This is a genomic window from Bacillus sp. FSL R9-9492 (assembly GCF_038007365.1).
In the GTDB taxonomy this organism is placed as follows: Bacteria; Bacillota; Bacilli; order Bacillales; family Bacillaceae_G; genus Bacillus_A; species Bacillus_A mycoides.
Map to the genome: position 1 here is coordinate 410,942 of NZ_JBBOXC010000001.1, position 23,465 is coordinate 434,406.

At 35.1% G+C, this 23,465-nt stretch carries 16 protein-coding genes and 2 riboswitches; of the genes, 13 read left to right on the forward strand and 3 right to left on the reverse strand.

Going from position 1 to position 23,465, the window contains the following annotated elements; genetic code table 11:
- Positions 1 to 256: 256 nt before the first annotated feature.
- From arcA to MKY70_RS02195, 6 genes are all read left to right on the forward strand, one after another.
- Positions 257 to 1,489: an arginine deiminase gene (arcA, locus tag MKY70_RS02170; protein ID WP_088031693.1), complete on the forward strand. Its 1,233-nt coding sequence runs from the start codon at positions 257 to 259 to the stop codon at positions 1,487 to 1,489.
- A 30-nt stretch (positions 1,490 to 1,519) separates the two neighbouring features.
- Positions 1,520 to 2,518, forward strand: a complete 999-nt coding sequence (gene argF / locus MKY70_RS02175) for an ornithine carbamoyltransferase (RefSeq protein WP_088031692.1) — start codon at positions 1,520 to 1,522, stop codon at positions 2,516 to 2,518.
- Positions 2,519 to 2,617: 99 nt separating this feature from the next.
- Positions 2,618 to 4,033, forward strand: coding sequence for an arginine-ornithine antiporter (gene arcD / locus MKY70_RS02180; protein ID WP_341074447.1), 1,416 nt, complete (start codon positions 2,618 to 2,620; stop codon positions 4,031 to 4,033).
- Between the two features lie 37 nt (positions 4,034 to 4,070).
- Positions 4,071 to 5,033: a carbamate kinase gene (gene arcC, locus MKY70_RS02185; RefSeq protein WP_002139469.1), complete on the forward strand. Its 963-nt coding sequence runs from the start codon at positions 4,071 to 4,073 to the stop codon at positions 5,031 to 5,033.
- A gap of 201 nt (positions 5,034 to 5,234) precedes the next feature.
- Entirely contained in the window at positions 5,235 to 5,924 is a 690-nt protein-coding gene (locus MKY70_RS02190) for a Crp/Fnr family transcriptional regulator (RefSeq protein WP_088031691.1), read from the forward strand.
- Between the two features lie 157 nt (positions 5,925 to 6,081).
- Entirely contained in the window at positions 6,082 to 6,765 is a 684-nt protein-coding gene (locus MKY70_RS02195) for a hypothetical protein (RefSeq protein WP_060751225.1), read from the forward strand.
- Between the two features lie 122 nt (positions 6,766 to 6,887).
- Here the strand turns inward: MKY70_RS02195 and MKY70_RS02200 are convergent, their stop codons facing one another.
- Positions 6,888 to 8,222, reverse strand: coding sequence for an FAD-binding oxidoreductase (locus MKY70_RS02200; protein ID WP_088031690.1), 1,335 nt, complete (start codon positions 8,220 to 8,222; stop codon positions 6,888 to 6,890).
- A gap of 375 nt (positions 8,223 to 8,597) precedes the next feature.
- On the opposite strand from MKY70_RS02200, the gene MKY70_RS02205 reads away from it, so the two are divergent.
- From MKY70_RS02205 to MKY70_RS02220, 4 genes are all read left to right on the forward strand, one after another.
- A complete protein-coding gene (locus MKY70_RS02205; RefSeq protein ID WP_140152328.1) occupies positions 8,598 to 10,262 on the forward strand; it encodes a glycoside hydrolase family 13 protein in 1,665 nt (554 codons plus the stop codon).
- Between the two features lie 201 nt (positions 10,263 to 10,463).
- Complete coding sequence (locus MKY70_RS02210) at positions 10,464 to 12,101, forward strand: PTS transporter subunit IIBC (RefSeq protein WP_002016687.1); 1,638 nt, start codon at positions 10,464 to 10,466, stop codon at positions 12,099 to 12,101.
- Positions 12,102 to 12,105: 4 nt separating this feature from the next.
- On the forward strand, positions 12,106 to 12,897 hold the full coding sequence (locus MKY70_RS02215) for an endonuclease/exonuclease/phosphatase family protein (protein ID WP_088031689.1): 792 nt from the start codon (positions 12,106 to 12,108) through the stop codon (positions 12,895 to 12,897).
- A gap of 303 nt (positions 12,898 to 13,200) precedes the next feature.
- The gene (locus MKY70_RS02220) at positions 13,201 to 16,146 is read left to right on the forward strand and encodes a YhgE/Pip domain-containing protein (protein ID WP_341022945.1); all 2,946 of its coding nucleotides are present in this window, start codon (positions 13,201 to 13,203) and stop codon (positions 16,144 to 16,146) included.
- 41 nt (positions 16,147 to 16,187) lie between these two features.
- On the opposite strand, the gene topB is transcribed toward MKY70_RS02220, so the two are convergent.
- Positions 16,188 to 18,377 carry a DNA topoisomerase III gene (gene topB, locus MKY70_RS02225; RefSeq protein WP_341022948.1) on the reverse strand — a complete coding sequence of 730 codons (2,190 nt, stop codon included), beginning with the start codon at positions 18,375 to 18,377 and terminating at the stop codon, positions 16,188 to 16,190.
- Between the two features lie 228 nt (positions 18,378 to 18,605).
- A riboswitch (TPP riboswitch) is annotated at positions 18,606 to 18,715 on the forward strand.
- A gap of 72 nt (positions 18,716 to 18,787) precedes the next feature.
- On the opposite strand from topB, the gene thiM reads away from it, so the two are divergent.
- The 3 genes from thiM (at position 18,788) to ilvA (ending at position 21,587) form a co-directional block, all read left to right on the forward strand.
- Positions 18,788 to 19,597, forward strand: coding sequence for a hydroxyethylthiazole kinase (thiM, locus tag MKY70_RS02230; RefSeq protein ID WP_088031687.1), 810 nt, complete (start codon positions 18,788 to 18,790; stop codon positions 19,595 to 19,597).
- A gap of 13 nt (positions 19,598 to 19,610) precedes the next feature.
- Positions 19,611 to 20,270: a thiamine phosphate synthase gene (gene thiE / locus MKY70_RS02235; protein WP_341022952.1), complete on the forward strand. Its 660-nt coding sequence runs from the start codon at positions 19,611 to 19,613 to the stop codon at positions 20,268 to 20,270.
- A 108-nt stretch (positions 20,271 to 20,378) separates the two neighbouring features.
- On the forward strand, positions 20,379 to 21,587 hold the full coding sequence (gene ilvA, locus MKY70_RS02240) for a threonine ammonia-lyase (RefSeq protein ID WP_088031685.1): 1,209 nt from the start codon (positions 20,379 to 20,381) through the stop codon (positions 21,585 to 21,587).
- A 67-nt stretch (positions 21,588 to 21,654) separates the two neighbouring features.
- Here ilvA and MKY70_RS02245 read toward each other — a convergent pair whose 3' ends face one another.
- On the reverse strand, positions 21,655 to 22,968 hold the full coding sequence (locus MKY70_RS02245) for an anaerobic C4-dicarboxylate transporter family protein (protein WP_002091236.1): 1,314 nt from the start codon (positions 22,966 to 22,968) through the stop codon (positions 21,655 to 21,657).
- A 282-nt stretch (positions 22,969 to 23,250) separates the two neighbouring features.
- Positions 23,251 to 23,335: riboswitch (cyclic di-GMP riboswitch) on the forward strand.
- Positions 23,336 to 23,465 lie beyond the last annotated feature (130 nt).

Below are 23,465 nucleotides of genomic sequence, written 5' to 3' on the forward strand. Positions count from 1 at the left end.
TTTTTAATAAAAATTAAAAACAGGATTTTTTTTAAAATACGGAAGTTAAATATTCAGCATATATGCGTAATATATGTATTTTTTTATTGAAAAAGCGGGATGGAATGTTATAAAAATACAAATTTATATGATTTTAAAAAAATAACTTGTTTAATATTTCACAATGATAATGTGGATGTTTTCACAAAGATGAAAGCGCGTAGCATTTATTATGTACTTGTAAGACATCAAACATATTTAAAAGGAGGTACAACAAATGAAGCATCCGATACATGTTACTTCAGAAATTGGGGAATTACAAACGGTGTTATTAAAACGACCTGGTAAAGAAGTGGAAAACTTAACGCCAGATTATTTGCAACAATTATTATTTGACGATATTCCATACTTACCAATTATTCAAAAAGAGCATGATTATTTTGCACAAACATTACGCAATCGGGGTGTTGAAGTTCTTTATTTAGAAAAACTAGCTGCTGAGGCATTAGTAGATAAAAAACTTCGAGAAGAATTTGTTGATCGTATTTTAGAAGAAGGACAGGCTGACGTAAATGTTGCACATCAAACTTTAAAAGAATATTTACTTTCCTTTTCAAATGAAGAATTAATTCAAAAAATTATGGGTGGTGTACGGAAAAACGAAATTGAAACAAGTAAGAAGACACATTTATACGAATTAATGGAAGATCATTATCCGTTTTACTTAGACCCAATGCCTAATTTATATTTTACTCGTGACCCAGCAGCTAGCGTGGGCGATGGTTTAACGATAAATAAGATGAGAGAACCGGCGCGTAGACGTGAATCATTATTCATGGAGTACATCATTAAATATCATCCAAGATTTGCAAATCACAATGTGCCAATTTGGCTAGATCGTGATTATAAGTTTCCAATTGAAGGTGGCGATGAGCTAATTTTAAATGAAGAAACAATTGCAATTGGAGTATCTGCCCGTACGTCAGCTAAAGCAATTGAACGTTTAGCTAAAAATCTTTTTAGCCGACAAAATAAGATTAAGAAAGTGTTAGCAATAGAAATTCCAAAATGCCGAGCATTTATGCATTTAGATACAGTGTTTACAATGGTTGATTATGACAAGTTTACAATTCACCCAGCCATTCAAGGGCCAAAAGGAAATATGAATATTTATATTTTAGAAAAAGGTCCAGATGTGGAAACTCTTAAAATTACACATCGTACTTCTTTAATGGCAGCATTAAAAGAGGTATTAGGTTTAAGTGAATTAGTTCTTATTCCTTGTGGAGGAGGAGATGCAATTGCTTCCGCTCGTGAACAATGGAATGACGGTTCTAATACATTAGCAATTGCGCCAGGTGTAGTTGTTACATATGATCGCAACTATGTATCCAATACTTTATTACGGGAACATGGTATAGAAGTCATTGAGGTGCTAAGTTCGGAATTATCTCGTGGTCGTGGGGGTCCACGTTGCATGAGTATGCCAATTGTTCGTAAAGATATTTAGTATAAATAACGGAGAAAGTAGGGATGAAGTATGTTAATGACTAGATCAAATTTAAAAGGAAGAAGTTTTCTAGCTGAAAAAGATTTTACACAAGAAGAATTATTATATTTTCTAGATTTAGCAGCAGAATTAAAAGAGAAAAAGAAAAACGGTGTCCCGCATCATTATTTAGAAGGTAAAAATGTAGCGCTATTATTTGAAAAAACCTCTACTCGTACGCGATGTGCATTTACAGTAGCATGTACAGATTTGGGGGCGAACCCTGAATATTTAGGGAAAGGTGATATTCAGCTTGGGAAAAAAGAATCCGTAGAGGATACAGCAAAAGTGTTAGGACGCATGTTTGACGGAATTGAGTTTCGTGGATTTAATCATGAAACTGTAGAATCTTTAGCACAAAATTCTGGTGTGCCGGTTTGGAATGGATTAACAGATATGTGGCATCCAACACAAACACTTGCAGATTTATTAACAATTAGAGAACATGTAGGGAAATTAAAAAATGTGAAGCTCGTTTACGTTGGAGATGGACGAAATAATGTTGCTAATAGCTTACTAGTTGGTGGAGCGATCGTTGGAATGGATGTACGTATTTGTACACCGGAATCTTTATGGCCAGAGCAAGAAGTAATTGATTTAGCAAAAAAATATAATGAACAGGTAATGATAACAAGTAATGTGGAAGAAGCTGTTGCAAATGCAGATGTAATTTATACAGATGTATGGGTGTCTATGGGGGAGGAAGAAAAATTTGCTGAACGTGTCGAGTTATTGAAACCTTATCAAGTAAATATGAAAATGATTAAAGAAACAGGAAATGAAAATGTGATTTTCTTACATTGTTTACCCGCATTCCATGATGTTGAAACGATGTATGGTGAGGAAGTTTATGAGAAATATGGGTTGAGGGAAATGGAGGTAACTGACGAAGTATTTCGCAGTAAACATTCAAAAGTATTTGATCAGGCTGAAAATAGAATGCATACAATTAAAGCGGTTATGGCAGCTACTTTAGGAAACATGGAGTAAAGAAGAAAAGGAGTCTTCCTTTCTTCTTTCTCCTCCTTTAGACACTATCATTCACTATGGCTTTCGTATTTTTATTGCAATTAAAGAGAGGTGAGTGGAATGGATGAAGATAAGAAATTAGGGTTGTTTACATTAACGGCGCTTGTAGTGGGGTCTATGATTGGCGGTGGAGCATTTAATTTAGCAAGTGATATGGCAAAAGGTGCTGGTGCTGGAGCCGTTATTATTGGTTGGGTTATAACAGGAATTGGGATGATTGCGCTTGGATTATCTTTTCAAAATCTAACTGTAAAACGGCCAGATTTAGATGGCGGTATTTTTAGCTATGCAAAAGCAGGATTTGGTAATTTCATGGGATTTAATAGTGCGTGGGGATATTGGCTATCTGCCTGGCTTGGTAATGTAGCTTACGGTACATTATTGTTTTCTTCATTAGGGTATTTCTTCCCAATCTTTGAAGGCGGTCAAAATGTAGCATCCATTATTGGTGCAAGCGTATTATTATGGTGTGTTCACATGTTAATTTTACGTGGAGTTCAATCAGCAGCACTTGTGAATTTAGTAACTACAATCGCAAAATTAGTACCTGTATTTGTATTTATGGTTATAGGAATCTTCGCGTTTCATATTGATACGTTTCTAGATGGATTTTGGGGACAAACTGGTTCTTTTTCATGGGGAGCGGTTGGCAGCCAAGTTAAAAGTACAATGCTTGTAACTTTATGGGTGTTTATTGGGGTAGAAGGGGCTGTTGTTTTATCTAGTCGAGCAAAAAATAGAAGTGATGTAGGGAAAGCAACGGTTATTGGCTTAATTGGTACACTCATCATTTACATTTTAATTACATTACTGTCTCTTGGACTTATGCAGCAAGCAGATATTGCTAATTTGAAAAATCCGTCTATGGCTTATTTATTTGAAAGTGTTGTTGGAAAATGGGGGGCTATCTTTATTAATTTAGGTTTAGTCATCTCTGTATTAGGTGCTTGGTTAGGCTGGACTTTACTCGCATCTGAAATTCCATATTTGGCGGCTAAAGACGGAGTATTTCCAAAATGGTTTGCAAAAGAAAATAAAAATAAGGCTCCAATAAATTCATTATGGATAACAAATGGCTTAATTCAAATGTTCTTATTAACATTCGTCGTTTCCGATCAGGCGTATAACTTTGCATTCTCTTTAGCATCTTCAGCTATTTTAATCCCATATGCTTTTTCAGCATTTTATCAACTGAAGCATAGCTTAAAGTCTGAAGAAGTGGATCGAAATAAAAATATAATAATTGGTTTGATAGCAAGTATTTATGGTGTGTGGTTAGTTTATGCAGCTGGTTTAGAGTATTTATTATTAACAATGACCTTATATGCGCCAGGTATTTTTATTTTTTACAATGTTCAAAAGCAAAAGAGTTCGAAGCAAATATTTACTCGAGTGGAATTAGCATCATCGGTAGCAATTGGTGCTTTAGCATTCTTTGCGATTTATGGATTAATTACAGGCAGTATTACTTTATAAAGCGCTGTGAAAGCGAAATTAACTGGAGGGCTGAAATATGGCACGAAGAAAAATTGTAGTTGCACTAGGGGGAAATGCGATACAGTCTGGAAAAGCTACTGCAGGGGCACAGCAAGAAGCATTAGAAAAAACAGCGGAACAACTTGTGAAAATAATGGAAAATGATGTAGATATAGTAATTGCGCACGGAAATGGCCCGCAAGTGGGGAATATTTTATTACAGCAAAAAGCTGCAGAAACGGAAAAGACACCTGCAATGCCATTAGATACTTGTGGTGCAATGAGCCAAGGGATGATTGGATATTGGATGGAAAATGCGATTGAAAAGGCATTGAAAAAACGGAATATAAAAAAAGACGTAGCAACGGTTATAACACGCGTTGTCGTGGATGAAAAAGATGAGGCATTTAAAAATCCAACTAAACCAATTGGTCCTTTTTATACGGAAGAAGAAGCAAGAAGATTAATGGAAGAAACAAAAGCAGTGTTTAAAGAGGATGCTGGCAGAGGGTGGAGACGTGTTGTTCCATCACCGAAGCCTGTAAGTATTCATGAGCATAAAGTAATTAATTCTTTAGTTGAGGATGGAAATATAGTGATAGCTGTTGGTGGTGGTGGAATTCCAGTAATTGATTCCGAAGAAGGGTTAAAAGGAACTGAAGCGGTTATCGATAAAGATTTCGCTGCGCAGAAATTAGCTGAATTAGTAGATGCTGATACGCTCGTAATTTTAACTGCAGTTGATCATGTGTATGTAAATTATAATCAACTGAATCAAAAGAAATTAGAGCATGTCACAGTGAATCAATTAGAAGAATACATTGAGGAAAAACAATTTGCTGCGGGAAGTATGCTTCCAAAAATTGAAGCTGCTATTAATTTTGTTAATACAAATCCAAAAAGAAAAACAATTATTACGTCTTTAGAAAAAGTATATGAAGCACTAGAAGAAAAAGCTGGTACTATTATTTCTAAACAGAATGTATGCATGTATGTTTAAATAATTGTGTGCGCTATTTATTAGTAAAAAAAGAATGGAGGTAGTAACTTCATTCTTTTTATTTATTAATATTTTTTGTACTCATTGTTCATAAAGTTTTCATGATGAAATCTTAACATATAAGTTAATTATGATAAAATTTAATTTGAATACGCTTTCTTGATTTTTCGCTCCAACATACAGCAAGAGAGAGGGAATTTTATGAATAGACGGAACGTAGTTAAAGACTTAAAACAATTTGAATTATTTGCTCATTTAACAGAAAAGAAATTGAAAGGTTTGGCGGAGTTTGTCTATTGGCGAACTTATAAAAAGGGTCAATTTTTATTTTTAGAAGGGGATTCAAGAGAAAGAATTTACTTCATGTTAGATGGTTTTGTAAAGTTAGAGCGGGTAAATCAAAGTGGAAATTTATTATATGATGACTATGTAAAGCGGTATTCTATTTTTCCTTATGGTGGTATGTTTACAGACAGAGGATATAACTATACGGCAGAAGCGATGACAGATGTAGAAGTATATTATATTCCGGCAGTAATTTTCGAAGATATGGTGAAATCTAGTAGGACGCAATTAATGTACGTTGTTCAGCAATTATCATCAATATTAAAACTAAACGAAAATCGAGTGCAAAATATTACAATTCCTAATGCACAAGATCGAGTCATTCAAACATTAAATTATTTAATGCAAGATTTAGGAGAACAGAGTGGCGAAACGATTGTAATTTCATGCCCACTTACAACAATTGAAATATCAAAAATATCTGGGACGTCCCGAGAGACGGTTAGCGGCGTATTAAAACAATTAAAAAACGATAGTATTGTTACAATTCTGGATAAAAAAATTACAATACATAATCCAACATATTTTGAGGAGATCTCTATGTGAAAATTGCATATTGATTTTCTAATTCATATTGTATATTAATAAGGTTCTTTATATATTTATAAGGAACTTTTTTACGTTATCCTCTATAAAATGATTGTATATTATGGTAATAATAGCTAAAATCGATAATAAAAAAGCAAAAGGAAGGGGAGAAGGAATGGTTCGAATTGAGTATGATCGATTAGTAGCTATTTGTTACAGTATAGGGGTTTTGTTATTATTAAAAATTCCAAACGATAATGAATTAATTGGGGAAAAACTATTCAATTTCTATAAGGTTCCGGTATATACATATATTTATATGGGTTATAAAGTTTCAAATATATTAATTGTTTCTTTCGTACTACATATAATCGCATTTATATTATTTGTAAAATGGCTAGTAAAAAAGAAATCTAGTACATTTAGAACAATGAATAAGATAAAAGTAGTAGGCATTAGTATTTTGATTTTAATGATGCCGTTTATTTTAAATAACATTCTCCATACATTGAATAAAACATGGTACTACGCAGGAAAAACAGGGGTAGAGGCGATAGAATATAAAAAAGAAGATAGCCAGTGTAGAATGGAGAAAAATGGAGAGGGTATCGAACAAAAATGCATTGTGACTTTAAAAAATTATCGTAATCATTCACAGGCATTAAAAGTTGTTTTATATGATAATGCAAACGAGAATTCAAAAGGTTATCCAGTACCGAAACCAGTCTATTTACAAAAACATGAGACAAAACAATTCGAATTTCAAATTCCTGTTGCTTATAATAGCGGTATTGAAAAAGATAAAGTACCAAATATTAAATTACATTCATTGCATAAAAATGATGAGAAATACAATTAATCCGTAATTGAAAGTTTATGAGTAGGAGCAATAATTTGAAAAGATATAGAAAATCAACTTGAATCATCCAACATGCTGTGAGGTAACGGCATATTGGATGGTTTTTTATTTTATCCCCTTTTTTACGTATGAAAGGGTGGGATACTTTGTTGAAAACGAAAAACATTACAAGGGTCATATGCTGTCTTCACTTTACGCAACCTTTGAAAATTAGAGCCATAATAACTAGTTTGCCAATTTTTTATGTCGATATCGGGCCAATTGACATAGTCTCCTAGTGTGTAAGGATCTAAGCTTTCCCGTAAATCTTTAACCCAGCGTATATTTCGATTTTCTTCATCGTTGCATTTCCAAGAAGTAATATATTCTTGAGCAATAATTGCCTTGCGGTGGAAATAAGCTGTTTCATTAGGCGAAATGTTTTCTACAGCACCTACGAGTGATTGGTGCCAAATACTCGCATCTTTATTTGGTGCATGAGAAAGAAAATATTGTAAGATTTGAATACCTTTAAGAGGGATAGGTTTATATACGTAGGAACCAGAGCGTTTGAATTTTTCAGGAATATTGCCGCTATTAAAGAATTGAACAGCCTTTATATACGGGACTTCATCTATAAAGAGAGAAGGATTACCAGTTTCAAGAAGAGGAGATAATAGATGATAGAGTTCAGAAGGAGAGCCGACAAATTCACCTTTCACCTCGATTTTATTTCGTTGTTTAGAGAATAATTCAATTGATGAAGTGAGACGTTCATCTATATAAGGTGCCCAGTTTTGCCAAGCTTGAAATGCAGCAATAAAGTCTTTCCATTCCCATGTAAGTGAGAAAATTGATACGTTTTTAATAGGGTGGACTCGAAAGGTTAAGGAAGTAATAATCCCGAAATTTCCACCGCCACCGCCACGGCATGCCCAAAATAGGTTAGGGTTTTCTTGTTCATTTGCACGAATGATTTTTGCACCAAATTTCCCGCACGCTTGTACCATTTCGACTTCTACTAATTGATCACATGTTAGTCCAAATAAGCGTGAAAGCATGCCAATGCCACCGCCGAGTGTTAACCCCACAATTCCGACACTTGCACTTGTGCCAGCTGGTATTGTAACACCATATTTCCAAAGTTTTTTGTACACAGTGCCAAGATTTGCACCCGCTTCAATTGTTGCTGTTAATTTTCCTGTACTAACCGTAATTTGCTTCATTTCACTCACATCAATAATAAGCCCGCCATTTAAAAGAGAGAAATTTTCGTAGCTATGTCGTCCACTTCTTAAGCGAAATGGTATATGACGCTCACGTGCCCATTTTAAGGCGTTACACACATCATTTTTATTTTGACAAAAAACAATAATACAAGGAAATTTTGGAATGCTTAAATTTAAATTTATTCGGGCTATGTCATACCCAGGATCCGAGGGAACGACGATACGACCAGTTAATTTTGTTTGTTTCAATTTATATCTCCTTTCTGAAATAATATGAGCTTGTATTAGTATATGAAGAGTGTATTTAACACGCATGGACGAGAAGAAGAGAAGGGTTAGATTTATCCCGTTATTTGCGAGCGGTAAGACAATCCGGCTGAAAAAAAGAAGATAGGGCTGCTCGTAAAATCTCGATTGGTAAGGGCTAATAATCAGCGGGGAATGGACACCTCCTTAACGATTAAAGTTTCACTTTATCTTTGTGAGAAATAAATAATGCATAAGAATAAGGAAACTACATAGAGTTCAATGAAAACAGTTGCAAACTATTCATATTTTGTTATGATAGTGTTACGAAAACGTTTGCATAAAAAATCCGATGGGATGCAAAAGGAGAGAATTAGTATGAATAAGACATGGTGGAAAGAAGCTGTCGCTTATCAAATTTATCCACGTAGCTTTATGGATTCAAATGGTGATGGTATTGGAGATTTACAGGGGATTATTGCAAAGCTGGATTATTTAAAAGATTTAGGTATAGATGTAATTTGGATTTGTCCAATGTATAAATCACCTAATGACGATAATGGTTATGATATTAGTGACTATCAAGATATTATGGATGAATTTGGTACGATGGAAGATTTTGATATGCTACTAGATGAAGTTCATAAGCGTGACATGAAGCTTATTATTGATTTAGTTATTAATCATACAAGTGATGAACATCCATGGTTTATTGAATCAAGTTCTTCTAAAGACAATCCGAAGCGTGATTGGTATATTTGGCAGGATGGTAAAGACGGCGCGGAACCAAACAATTGGGAAAGTATCTTTAATGGTTCTGCATGGGAATATGATGAAGTGACAGAGCAATATTATTTACATTTATTCTCGCGTAAACAACCAGATTTGAACTGGGAGAATAAAGAAGTTCGTGAAGTTTTATATGATACTGTTAATTGGTGGCTTGATAAAGGTATTGATGGTTTCCGCGTCGATGCGATTAGTCATATAAAAAAAGAAGATGGCCTCAAGGATATGCCAAATCCAAAAGGGTTAAAGTATGTGCCTTCTTTTGACAAACATATGAATGTAAATGGTATTCAGCCATTACTAGAAGAATTAAAAGAAAACACATTTGCTAAATACGATATTATGACTGTTGGAGAAGCAAATGGTGTGAAAGTTGAAGATGCTGATCTTTGGGTTGGAGAAGAGAATGGTAAATTCAATATGGTATTCCAATTTGAGCATTTAAGCTTATGGGATGCAGAAAAGAAGAAAGATCTTGATGTTGTTGAGTTGAAAAAAGTATTAACAAAGTGGCAAAAAGGTTTAGAAAATAAGGGATGGAATGCTTTATATATTGAAAATCATGATAAGCCACGTATTGTGTCTACTTGGGGAAATGATAAAGAATATTGGCGTGAAAGTGCAACGGCTTTAGGAGCGATGTATTTCTTTATGCACGGCACACCGTTTATTTATCAAGGACAAGAAATTGGTATGACAAATGTTCAGTTCCCGAATATTGAAGATTACGATGATGTAGCAATTAAAAATTTATATCGTGAGAAAATTGCAGAGGGCGTATCACATCAAGATATGATGGAAATTATATGGGCTTCTTGCCGCGATAATTCACGTACACCTATGCAGTGGAACGATGAAATGAATGCTGGCTTCACAACAAGTACACCTTGGTTTAGCATGAATCCAAATTACAAAGAAATTAATGTTGAAAAGCAAAAAAATGAAGAAAAGTCTATTTTCAATTTCTATAAGAAAATGATTGCCTTGAAAAAAGAGCACGATGTACTGAACTACGGTACGTACGATTTACTTTTAGAAGACGATCCACAAATTTATGCATATACACGTACGCTACAGGATGAAAAAGTCATTGTAATTAGTAATATCTCAAAAGAGGAATCTGTGTATAATGAGAGTTTATTCGCATTAGAACGCAAACGTTTGCTTTTAAATAACTATGAAGTTGCGGAACATGAACAAATAATTACAATCACGTTGAAACCTTATGAAACAAGGGTTTATCGCATTTCATAATGAAAAAAGATGCTCCTTGAGCATCTTTTTTTATGAAAAAAAATAAATTTCTATTGCAATGTGAAAACGCTTTTATTAAAATAGATTTATGAAAACGGTTGCGTAAAGAGAAAAAGAAACATAAGGAATCGTTTTCATAAGAGAAACAGAAATTATAATTTAAATCATTATGTTGTTATAAATAAAGGGGAGGAAAAACAGATGAAAATTACGTCTTTTGATTTTTGGCAAAAGTTCGGGAAAGCGTTACTAGTTGTTGTAGCTGTAATGCCAGCAGCTGGTTTAATGATTTCCATCGGTAAGTTAATTGGGATGTCTGCTGGGGATGTTAACGCAGTTCATACCATTGCTCGAGTAATGGAAGACATCGGTTGGGCAATTATTACAAATCTACACATCTTATTCGCAGTAGCAATTGGGGGATCTTGGGCGAAGGATCGAGCAGGTGGTGCATTTGCAGCACTATTAGCATTCGTCTTAACAAACAGAATTACAGGAGCTATATTTGGCGTAAACGCTCAAATGTTAACGGATTCAAAAGCGACAGTTTCTTCATTTTTAGCAGGAGATTTACTTGTAAAAGATTACTTTACTTCTGTACTTGGTGCACCAGCATTAAACATGGGAGTTTTCGTAGGGATTATCACAGGTTTCTTAGGAGCTACTTTATATAACAAATACTACAATTATAATAAACTGCCACAGGCATTAGCATTCTTTAATGGAAAACGATTCGTACCATTCGTTGTAATTGTTTGGTCTACAGTCACTGCGATTGTATTATCACTTGTATGGCCATTTATCCAAAGTGGATTAAATGAATTTGGTCGCTGGATTGCAGCATCTAAAGATAGTGCACCAGTTATTGCACCGTTTGTATATGGAACGTTAGAACGTTTATTATTACCATTTGGATTACATCATATGTTAACGATTCCGATGAACTACACAGAGCTAGGCGGAACATATACGATGTTAACAGGCTCAAAGGTTGGACAAATTGTAGCGGGACAAGATCCGTTATGGCTTGCATGGATTACAGATTTAAATAACTTATTAGCAAATGGAGATACGAAAGCATATAACGATTTATTAAATAACGTTGTACCAGCTCGTTTCAAAGCTGGACAAGTTATCGGCTCAACGGCAGCGTTAATGGGGATTGCGTTTGCGATGTTCCGTAATGTTGATAAAGAAAAACGTGCAAAATATAAACCAATGTTCTTATCAGCTGCATTAGCAGTATTCTTAACAGGTGTAACAGAACCAATTGAATTCATGTTCATGTTTATTGCACCAGTATTATATGTTGTGTATGCAATTACAACAGGACTTGCATTCGCATTAGCGGATTTAATTAATTTACGTGTTCATGCATTTGGATTTATTGAGTTAATTACACGTACACCAATGATGATCAATGCAGGTTTAACGAGAGATTTAATCAACTTTGTCATTGTTTCATTAGTGTTCTTCGGCCTTAACTTTACGTTATTCAACTTCTTAATTAAAAAATTCAATTTACCAACGCCAGGGCGTGCAGGTAACTATATTGATAATGAAGATGAGTCAACAGAAGGAACAGGAAATGTACAAGATGGTTCATTAGCAACAAAAGTTATTGATTTATTGGGTGGAAAAGATAATATTGCTGACGTAGATGCTTGTATGACACGTTTACGTGTAACAGTAAAAGATTTAGATGCCGTTGCACCAGAAGCAAAATGGAAACAAAATGGTGCTTTAGGACTTATTGTAAAAGATAAAGGTGTACAAGCAGTATATGGCCCGAAAGCTGATGTACTAAAGTCAGACATTCAAGATATGTTAGGTGCGTAATAATATGAAATTGCTAACTTTAAATTGTCACTCTTGGCAAGAAGAGAATCAAATTGAAAAAATAAAGTATCTTGCTAAAGCAATTCAAGAAGAAGATTATGATGTGATCGCATTGCAAGAAGTAAGTCAGTCTATACAAGCTGAAAATGTATGCGGTAACAAGAAAAAAGATAATTTTGGGCTTTTACTGCTAGAAGAGTTAAGAGCATTAAATGTAAAAGAATACAATATTATTTGGGATTTCTCTCATATTGGATATGATGTGTACGAAGAAGGATTAGCAATTATAACAAAGCACAACATTGTAAAGGAAGATACGTTCTTTGTCTCAGAAAATAAGGATACAACGTATTGGAAAACACGCAAAATTGTAAGTGCAACAATTGCTTATAATGATAAGAATATAACGTTTTATTCTTGCCATCTCGGTTGGTGGAATGATGAAGAAGAATCATTCAAAGACCAAGTTGATCGTTTAATGGAGCGTGTAAATAGCAATGAACTTTCCTTCTTAATGGGTGATTTTAATAACAATGCTCGTTTGGAAGGAGAGGGTTATGAGTATGTGATGCAAAAAGGTTTATATGACACATACGAACTAGCGATAGAGAAGGATGAAGGAATAACTGTCCAAGGTGAGATTGCTGGTTGGGATGAAAATAAACATAATTTGCGAATCGATTTAATATTGTGTAACCAAAGTAAAAAAGTTCATTCTTCAAAAGTTATTTTTAATGGTACAAACAGAAATGTAATTTCAGATCATTTCGGTGTAGAGGTTCAATTGGATATATAATAGAAGAAATCCTCACAGAGAATAAAAGCTGTGAGGATTTTTTAGTAATGCAAGTATTTCCAAGAGAAAATACTTGTATTTTTTATGACATTTCATATATATTTGTTATTAATGAATGTAAAACCGATTTGGTCATTTTGTATTCATACTTTGCCTTACTTCGTTATATAATGAAGTAAGTGAAAGTTAATGGAAAAAAATAGTTCGTTTTTGGTTAATACACGATGTAGAAAGTGATATAATTGCAAAATGTATGTATCATTTTCTAAAGAAGGAAAAATATATAATTAGGTGATAACTTCTATGAAACAAATTTGGCGTATTTATAAGACAGATTTACGGAATGTAGCTAAACATTGGGCTGCAATTGTTATTGTTTTAGGATTAATGATTTTACCATCGTTATATGCATGGTTTAACATTAAAGCTTCTTGGGATCCTTACGGAGATATGAAAGGAATCCAGATTGCAGTTTCTAACCAAGATGTTGGATCAAATTTAAGAGGGAAAGATATTAACATCGGGGAAGAAATTGTAGATTCACTTAAGAAGGACAAAAATTTCGGGTGGAAGTTTGTTGATGAAAAGCAAGCAATTTATGGAGTAGAGCATGGAGATTATTCCGCAAGTATTACTATTCCAAAAGATTTTTCTGAAAAGATTGCAACAGTCTTGAATGAAAACCCACAGAAGCCAGAACTTGATTACTATGTAAATGAAAAAGTAAATGCGATTGCACCGAAAATTACAGCTAAAGGTGCATCGGGTCTTACAGAAGAGGTTAGTAAAAACTTTGTTAAAACAGCAAACGGTGAGATTTTTAAAATCTTCAATGACCTTGGAATCGATTTAGAAACAAACTTACCAAGTATCGAAAAGGTAAAAGATCTTGTATTTAAGTTAGAAGCACAGTTCCCAGAAATGAATACACTTGTGGATAAGGCATTAGATGATGCGACTCGGGCAGAAGATGTTGTGAAAGTAGCGCAAAAAGAGTTGCCAGTTGTAGAAAGTGTTATGAATGATGGGCAAGAGGCGTTAGGGAATTTAGATAAATTCTTTGCGAGAAATGATGAAACATTGAAACGTGCACCTGGAACAATTAAGAATAATTTAATTGTAATGCAACAAGGTTTAGATAGTGCAGCGGCAATTACGGATTTCTTAAAGAATCCATCAGTTGATTTCAATCTGGCACTTCCAGATCCATCTAAACTTCCGGAGTTACCAAATGTAACCATCCCGCAAATACCAACGCTTCCAGAGTTACCGCAAGTGAATGGTGAAGGATATAAAAATATTGCTAAAAATATTGATCAAACTGTAAATAATGTTTTCAGCTCAATACGTGTTGGAACAACTTATGCACAAGGAGTTATAAACGGGTTACAAAATGGTAATTTTGATCCCGAAAAAGCAAAACAAGACCTTAATAAAGTTTCCGAGAATCTTCAAGGTCGTGCAGATAGTGTTTCATATTTAACTGATATCTTTACTAAATTTAAAGAATTTGCACCAACTGATTCTGGAAAAGATTTCTTCCAAAAACGAATAGATAAATTAACGAATCTTAAATCAGCTATAGAAAATGCAAATGGCGGTGTTAAAGATATCGCTAATATTATTGGTACAGGGCAAGAAGTGAAACAAGACGCAAGAGATGCCGCTAATAAAAAGTTAGATGCAATAAATAGCTTGGTAAATCAAGCGGAAGCAGATTATAATGCGACGTTTGTAGCAGATTTTGAAAAAGCAGTAAGCACAGCTGAACAATTGAAAAATAAGGGTGAAAATGTAAAAGAGGATGCTCAGCAGCTAAGAGGCAATTTAAATCAAGATATAAACAAAGCTAATGAGATATTAAACAATGGTAGAGAGAACTATGATCAGGCTGTAACGAATTATGCAAAACTAAAAACTAATCTTGAAAAAGCAAGAGAAGATTTAAATAATAAAGGTGTTAATGGATTAGATTCTACAAAAGTAGCCTTAAATGATTTAAATGGACAGTTCCAAGCAGGATGGAATTTAGTTAATGATATGATTCCGGTTATGGAAAGTACAAATAAAGTTTTGGGCGATGTGAATAGTGATAAAAATCTTAATGGCACAATTGCTAAGTTAAATAAAGCAAAAGATGGTTTGCAAAAAGGAATGGATTTAACTGATAAAGGAATTGACGCTATTAATAAAGGTCAAAAACCAGCAGCAGATGTTATTGAAAGTATTAATCAAGTGTCTAAAAATGTTTCGGGCCAAATTGGTGACATTTTAGCTAAATATGACTCAGAAATCACTCCAAATTTCAATGCAGCAATTGCTCGTACAAAAGAGATGTCTAAAAATACATCTCAAATTTTAGGCGAGGCAGATAAGAAGCTTCCAGATGTGAAAAAATTACTTGAAGACTCATCAAAAGGCTTAGTAGATGGTCAAAAGAAAATTGCAGATATTAAAGCTGAAATGCCAGCTACTGAGAAAAAGATTAAAGAATTAGCAAATAAAATTCGTGATTTTGAATCAGAAGAGGATATAAAAGACATCATAAGCTTATTAAAGAATGATGTTGAAAAGCAAAGTGATTACTTCGCGAATCCAGTAAATTTAAAAGAGAATAAATTATTTGCGATGCCGAACTACGGTTCAGCAATGTCACCATTCTATACAGTGCTTGCATTATGGGTAGGCGCACTATTAATGGTTTCGTTATTAACGGTAGAAGTACATGAAGAGGGCGCTAATTATAAGAGCCATGAAGTATACTTCGGACGTTTATTAACATTCTTAACGATAGGTCTTTCACAAGCGTTTATCGTATCAATGGGAGATATATTCTTACTTGGTACGTACGTAGTCGATAAGTTCTGGTTTGTGTTATTTAGTTTATTTATTGGGGGAGTATTTGTTTGTATCGTATACTCACTCGTTTCTATTTTCGGAAACGTTGGGAAATCGATGGCGATTATTTTACTTGTACTACAAGTAGCAGGATCGGGTGGTACGTTCCCAATTCAAATGACACCACCATTCTTCCAAGCGATTTATCCATTCTTACCATTCACATATGCAATTAGTGCAATTCGTGAAACAGTAGGCGGAATACTTTGGGATATAGTAATTAGAGATTTACTTGTGTTAAGTGCTTTCGTAGTAGTCATAGTTGTGGCTGCATTAGTACTGAAAAAACCAATTAACAAATCAAGTGAAAAGTTTGTTGAGAACGCAAAAGGAAGTAAAATTATTCATTAAAAATAAAAGGTTCCTACCGATAGTGGTAGGAACCTTTTTGTTTAATCAAATTTTAATTTCTTTAATGCTTCTGCGAATGGATTGTTTAATGGTTCTTCTTCTTTGTTCTGCTGTTTCATATATTTTTGAACGTCGCGTTTATCAGCTTTGCTGCCGGATTCTTTTTTACGTCTCTCTTGGAATGTAGAAAGTTTCTCACGATAGCCACATTTACATGCGAAAATTTGGCCTGCTCCTTCACCACGAAGTTCTAGTTTCTTTTTACACTGAGGACAGCGTGCATTTGTAGTGCGGGATACATTTTTACGGTGACCACATTCGCGATCTTGGCATACAAGCATTTTACCTTTTTTACCGTTTACTTCTAACATTGGTTTACCACAGTCTGGACAAGACTTCGTTGAAATGTTGTCGTGTTTATATTTCTTATCACTCGATTTAATTTCAGCAACAATTTCTTTCGTATAGTTCTTCATTTCTGAAATGAATACTTCTTTCTTTAATTTTCCTTTAGCGATAGCTTCTAACTTTTGCTCCCATTCACCAGTTAGTGTAGGAGATTTCAGTTCTTCTGGCACTAAATCAAGTAACTGACGGCCTTTTGAAGTAATGTGAATATCTTTACCACGTTTTTCAAGCAAGAACGAATTGAATAACTTGTCGATAATATCAGCTCGTGTAGCTACAGTACCTAATCCACCAGTTGACTTTAACGTGTCAGCAAGTTGTTTGTTTTGCGTATCCATGTATTTTGTTGGGTTTTCCATCGCTGAAAGTAATGTTGCTTCATTAAAACGTGCAGGTGCTTTCGTTTGACCTGATGTTTGGACAATTAGTTTTATGTTTAATGTATCGCCTTTTTCGATGCGAGGTAAGATTTGTTCTTTTACATCATTGCTTGCATCATCATCTTCAAATCGATTTTCATAAACCTCTTTCCAACCAGCATGTAAAATCGTTTTTCCGCGTGCGATGAACGTTTCGTCACCAATTTTCGTGCGCAATGTTAGTTGTTCATATTCAAAGGCCGGGAATAAAACAGCTAAGAAACGTTTTACAACTAAGTCATAAATTTTACGTTCTTTATCTGTGAAAGCTGAGAAGTTTACATAGCTCTCTGTTGGAATAATTGCGTGATGATCACTTACTTTACTATCATCAACAAATGATTTATTAGATTTTACAGGTTTCTGCAATACTTTATGTGCTAAAGGACGGTATTCTCCAACTCCGCAAGCCTTCAGACGCTCTGGAAGTGTTCCGACAATATCAGATGAAATATAGCGTGAATCTGTACGAGGGTACGTTAAAACTTTATGCTGTTCATATAATTTTTGCATAATGTTTAATGTTTCTTTCGCAGAGTAACCAAATATTTTATTCGCATCACGTTGTAGCTCAGTTAAATCGTAAAGACCAGGAGCGAACGATTTCTTTTGTTTTTTATCAATGTCTACAACAGTAGCATTTTGTTTACTAATTTTGTTCACGATTGCATCAGTTTTTTCTTTATTAAAGCTACGGCTATTTCCTTTTGTATCTTGCCAAGTTAGCTTTAATCTCTCAGCTGTTTGAGCTTCGATACCATAGTAAGTTTGAGCTTTGAAATGTTTGATTTCATCTTCACGGCTTGCAATCATGGCTACAGTAGGTGTTTGAACACGACCACAATTTAGTTGGGCATTAAAGCGAGTAGTTAATGCTCGAGTCGCATTAAGTCCGATATACCAGTCAGCCTCTGAACGTGCGACAGCTGAAGCGTATAGATTGTCATATGCTTTTCCTGGTTTTAAATTTGCGAAGCCATCTTTAATTGCTTTATCGGTAACAGATGAAATCCATAGACGTTTAATCGGTTTCTGCATTTTAACTTTATCGATAATCCAGCGTGCGACCAACTCGCCCTCACGACCGGCGTCAGTAGCTATAATGATTTCATTTACATCTTTTCTAAGAAGCTGACTTTTTACAGCGTTAAACTGTTTCCCTGTTTGTTTAATAACGGTTAGTTTTAAACGCTCCGGTAGCATTGGTAAATCTTCTAAATTCCACTGTTTATATTTCACATCATAGCTTTCTGGATCAGCTAATGTAACGAGATGACCTAAAGCCCAAGTAACAATATATTTACTACCTTCAAGATAGCCGTTCCCTTTTTTATCACATTTCAGTACACGTGCGATATCACGTGCAACAGAAGGTTTTTCAGCAATTACAATACTTTTTGCCATATTTAAAAACATCCTTTCAAATTTCCATACGTTAAATATAGCATACATCTTTGTTCTATTCAGTCTTGCTGACGGTTTGAGTTATTTGTGGTGAAATATACGTGTGAGAGTTTTACTTATATAAAGGCGAAGAATGGTTGAACCAGGAGAGTTCTGATCTCTATCATTCTATAAAAGTAAAGAACTTGTTATTTTACTAGAATAAGAGTAGACTTTGAAGTAGATGAATAATAAACACATGGGAGTTTGTGGATGCAAACTGAGAGTATGACTAGTCCGTCATTGACCATTTGAACCTGTTGGATAATGCCAGCGTAGGGAGAGTGTAAAAGCACATGTTCAGGCACTTTGCGTACGCGCAAAGTGCCTTTTTGTGTATCTCCCATTACTATAGTTAGGAGATGAAAAGGATGAATATGAAAGAAATTAGTAAAGTAGTGGATTTGGTGAGAGAGTCTAATCCACTCGTGCATAATATTACAAATGTTGTTGTAACAAATTTTACAGCAAATGGTTTGTTAGCATTAGGAGCATCACCTGTAATGGCGTATGCAAAAGAAGAAGTAGCAGAAATGGCTAGCATTGCGGGAGCCCTTGTTTTAAATATGGGTACACTTCGTCCTGAAGAGGTAGAAGCGATGTTACTTGCTGGTAAATCAGCAAATAAGAATGATGTACCAGTATTGTTTGATCCAGTTGGGGCAGGAGCAACTTCTTATCGAACAGAAGTTGCGAGATATATTCCAGCTGAAATCGATTTAGCGATAATCCGCGGGAATGCAGCTGAAATTGCTAATGTTATTAATGAGAAATGGGAAATTAAAGGTGTAGACGCTGGTACTGGAAATGGTAATGTTATAAATATTGCAAAACAGGCAGCAGATGAATTAAATACAGTTACGGTAATTACTGGAGAAGAGGATGTTGTTACAGATGGAGAGCGAGCTATTATTATTCGAAATGGCCATCCTATTTTAACGAAAGTTACTGGAACAGGTTGTTTACTAACTTCTGTAATAGGAGCATTTGTAGCGGTAGAAAAGGATTATGTAAAGGCAGCAGTAGCCGCATTAACATTCTATGGAGTAGCAGCAGAAATAGCGGCTTCGAAAACAGTAGAGAATGGACCAGGAAGCTTCCAAATTGAATTTTTAAATCAGTTAGCGAATACAACTTCAGATGATATTGAGAAGTATGGAAAGATTGAGGTTATACAGTAAGGAGGGGAACTAGATGTCGCGTATTACAATGGATGAAATGTCTAGGTTATTACGAGTATATTTTATTATGGGAAGTAACAATTGTACGAAGGAGCCACTACAAGTATTGAGAGAGGCACTAGAAGGCGGTATAACAATTTTTCAACTTCGTGAAAAGGGAGAAGGGGCTTTAACGGGAGAGAAACGTATTGATTTTGCGAAAGAACAACAAGCGCTTTGCAAGGAGTACGGTGTACCATTCATCGTAAATGATGATGTGGAACTAGCCCTCGAGTTAGATGCAGATGGCGTGCATGTTGGACAAGATGATGAAGGAATTACATCTGTTCGTAAAAAAATGGGAGATAAGATTATTGGAGTATCTACACATACAATTGAAGAGGCACGCTGGGCGATTGAAAATGGAGCTGATTATTTAGGAGTTGGTCCAATTTTCCCGACGAGTACGAAAAAAGATACGAAAGCGGTTCAAGGAACGGAAGGTCTAAAGTATTTTAGGGAACAAGGGATTACAATACCGATCGTTGGGATTGGTGGGATTACAATTGAAAATACAGCTTCTGTTATAGAAGCGGGTGCGGATGGTGTTTCAGTTATTTCAGCGATTAGCTTAGCGGAATCTGCGTATGAAAGTACGAAGAAATTAGCTGAGGAAGTAAATAAGAGTTTGTAGATAAAAGACTATGTAGTATGAAAATACTGCGTGGTCTTTTGTCGTATAAAATAAAATATGCCGCCTAAACTAGTATGTATAAACATAGATTGTTTCGGAGGCGAAAGCATGATTGTATTTCAGGATATTATAGCTGCGTATGAAAAAATGAAGGGCATTGTACATATGACACCATTAGATTATTCAAGTACATTTAGTGAATTATCACAGAATGAAGTGTATTTAAAGCTGGAGAATTTACAAAAGACAGGCTCTTTTAAAGTACGTGGTTCTTATAATAAAATGGTTTCTCTTGAGAAAGGTGATTTAGAAAATGGTGTTGTTGCGGCATCTGCTGGAAATCATGCGCAAGGAGTCGCTTATTCTAGTAATATGCTTAGTATTCCTTGTACGATTGTGATGCCAAAAGGTGCTCCGTTAAGTAAGGTGCTTGCGACAAAAAGGTATGGCGCGCGTGTAGAATTGCAAGGTGATGTATTTGATGATGCATTAGCTTTTGCACTAGATTTAAAAGAGAAGACAGGAGCGAAATTTGTACATCCATTTGATGATGAAGCAGTAATTGCTGGTCAAGGTACAGTCGGTCTGGAAATATTACAACAGCTGGAAGATGTAGAGGCTGTTATTTGTCCTATTGGAGGTGGGGGATTAATTGCAGGGGTTGCGATGGCAATTAAAGAACAAAAGCCATCAGTAAAAATATACGGTGTGCAGACACTTGCTTGCCCAGGAATGAAACAATCACTTGAGGAAAAGAAAGTAATAACAGTAGATTCTGCGCCAACTATGGCGGATGGAATCGCGGTTAAAAGGCCAGGTGATTTAACTTTTGAACTTGTACAACGCTATGTGGATGATGTGTTTTGTGTAGATGAAATGGAAATCGCACGAACGATGTTAATGCTTCTTGAACGGAATAAATTGTTGGTTGAAGGGTCTGGTGCGAGCTCATTAGCTTCTTTGCTTTATCACAAAATCCCAATAAGAGAAAAAAAGGTCGTATCCGTACTAAGTGGTGGAAATGTCGATGTAAACTTTATCTCGCGTATTATTGAGCATGGAATGGTTGAAGCAGGACGCTTCATTCACATTGCGACAATGATTAAAGATAAGCCAGGCTATTTGCAACATTTACTTGAGATTGTAACAAGTTTTGAAGCGAATGTATTAAATATACATTTAGAACGGATTGGTACAAAGGTATTTCCAGGATATGCGCAATTGCACTTGTCATTAGAAACGAAAAATAGAAATCATATTGAAGAAATATTGGGTGGTTTAAAAAAGAAAGGGTATGTTGTAGAAGTTATTGATTGAAAAAAATTAAACAAACGTTTGATCAAAAACGCACAAACCCTTTAAAATTGTAGGTTTGTGCGTTTATTTAAAACATAATTGAAATTAAGAGCATTCCAATTCCAATAGAAGTAAAGGTTGCGATCAGGCCCGGAATCATAAAGCTATGATTTAAAACATATTTACCAATTCCTGTTGTACCAGTACGGTCAAAGTTAATTGCAGCAACGATTGTCCCGTAGTTTGGAATGAAGAAATATCCATTTACTGCAGGGAACATCGCAATAAGTAATGCCGGCGGAATACCAAGTGATAGTCCAAGTGGCACTAAAGCACGAACTGTTGCTGCTTGGCTATACAGTAAAATAGATAGAATGAATAGTGCAATAGCAAATAGCCATGGTGCACTTGTCACTAAGTGTTGAATTGATCCTTGAATTATATTTAAGTTTCCGTTGAAGAAAGTATCTCCCATCCAAGCGATACCAAAAATAGCAACAACTGCTGTTGCGCCTGCTTTAAAGACGTTACCAGTTACAATGCTTTCCACATTTGGTTTACAGAAAATAATAATAAGAGCAGCAATGGTTAACATGACCATTTCAATTGTGTTTGGCATGGAAAGACGAGCTAACTTCCCGTCAACCATCCATCCCGGACGAAGGGCTTCAAATGAACCAAGAAGTACGACAAGGAAAGTTCCTACTAGGAAAAGGATAACTGATAATTTAGCGCCTTTTACACCCGCAAATTCTTTTTTCTCTTCAAGTTTAGGGATCATTCCCTCTTTTAATCGCTTCAAGTATTCAGGGTCTTCATTTAATTCTTTTCCCATTTTACTAGCAACGAATGCAGCTACCATACAAGCAATAAAAGTAGAAGGGATACTGACTTTTAAAATATCTAACAAGGTGATTTTATAGTCGGCTAACATTGCTAAAAGTGCAACTGTTGCAGCCGATATTGGACTAGCTGTAATTGCCTGCTGGGAAGCGATAACGGCAATTGACATTGGTCGTTCAGGTCTAATTCCTGATTCGCGAGATACTTCGGCGATAACGGGAAGTACAGAATAAGCGACATGACCAGTTCCCGCGCATAGCGTGAATAAATAAGTAACAATAGGAGCAAAAAATGTAATACGCTTTGGATTTTTTCGTAATGCTTTCTCAGCAAGGTAGACAAGGTAATCCATTCCTCCAGCAGCTTGCAAAGCACCGGCAGCTGTAATTACTGCTAAAATCATAAGCATTACATCAATAGGAGGAGCTGTAGGTTGTAAGTGGAAGACGAAAACAAGTATTGCCATACCAACGCCACCCATTACTCCTAGACCAACTCCGCCCAGGCGTGCACCAATAAAAATGCAGATTAGTAACGTAAGAAATTGTAGCCAAAACATGATAAACTACCTCCGAAATTCGTAAGTTAAGATATATTCGAATAGTTTGATTTGAATGAAAAATAAGTAATGATCCGAAATAATCCTTGTATTATATACATTTTTTATTATATAACACAAGAAATGTAACATTCACGTACTTTGTTAAATTATTTCGAAAAAATAATACATTAAAACTTTATATTTATATCTATAAATAGGTGGACATTTTAATTTTTATGTTGTAATCTTTGATAGAGAATAATTTAATTCTCATAGAACTCCCATATCGTTCAACTCGTTCAGCGAGAAAGGCAAACTGATGGAAACATTAGGACGCAAAACTACAGGAGCTAAGGTCGAAAGGCTACGCTAGCCAGTTACCGGACGGATAGGGTTGGTCTTGACCAATGCTCTTTTCATTGGTCTTTTTTTTATATGTATATAAACTTGAGAATCGTTATCAGTTCGGTGTGTTTATGTGTGGATAGTTTCATTTTAGATGGAGTGAATTGAGA

Excerpts from the sequence above, each read along its gene's own strand:
- argF (WP_088031692.1), top strand. The coding sequence starts at position 1,520 with ATGTTAATGACTAGATCAAATTTAAAAGGAAGAAGTTTTCTAGCTGAA.
- MKY70_RS02190 (WP_088031691.1), top strand. The coding sequence starts at position 5,235 with ATGAATAGACGGAACGTAGTTAAAGACTTAAAACAATTTGAATTATTT.
- thiE (WP_341022952.1), top strand. The coding sequence starts at position 19,611 with ATGTCGCGTATTACAATGGATGAAATGTCTAGGTTATTACGAGTATAT.
- arcD (WP_341074447.1), top strand. The coding sequence starts at position 2,618 with ATGGATGAAGATAAGAAATTAGGGTTGTTTACATTAACGGCGCTTGTA.
- ilvA (WP_088031685.1), top strand. The coding sequence starts at position 20,379 with ATGATTGTATTTCAGGATATTATAGCTGCGTATGAAAAAATGAAGGGC.
- thiM (WP_088031687.1), top strand. The coding sequence starts at position 18,788 with ATGAATATGAAAGAAATTAGTAAAGTAGTGGATTTGGTGAGAGAGTCT.
- MKY70_RS02205 (WP_140152328.1), top strand. The coding sequence starts at position 8,598 with ATGAATAAGACATGGTGGAAAGAAGCTGTCGCTTATCAAATTTATCCA.
- topB (WP_341022948.1), bottom strand. The coding sequence starts at position 18,377 with ATGGCAAAAAGTATTGTAATTGCTGAAAAACCTTCTGTTGCACGTGAT.
- arcA (WP_088031693.1), top strand. The coding sequence starts at position 257 with ATGAAGCATCCGATACATGTTACTTCAGAAATTGGGGAATTACAAACG.
- MKY70_RS02245 (WP_002091236.1), bottom strand. The coding sequence starts at position 22,968 with ATGTTTTGGCTACAATTTCTTACGTTACTAATCTGCATTTTTATTGGT.
- MKY70_RS02220 (WP_341022945.1), top strand. The coding sequence starts at position 13,201 with ATGAAACAAATTTGGCGTATTTATAAGACAGATTTACGGAATGTAGCT.
- MKY70_RS02195 (WP_060751225.1), top strand. The coding sequence starts at position 6,082 with ATGGTTCGAATTGAGTATGATCGATTAGTAGCTATTTGTTACAGTATA.
- arcC (WP_002139469.1), top strand. The coding sequence starts at position 4,071 with ATGGCACGAAGAAAAATTGTAGTTGCACTAGGGGGAAATGCGATACAG.
- MKY70_RS02210 (WP_002016687.1), top strand. The coding sequence starts at position 10,464 with ATGAAAATTACGTCTTTTGATTTTTGGCAAAAGTTCGGGAAAGCGTTA.
- MKY70_RS02215 (WP_088031689.1), top strand. The coding sequence starts at position 12,106 with ATGAAATTGCTAACTTTAAATTGTCACTCTTGGCAAGAAGAGAATCAA.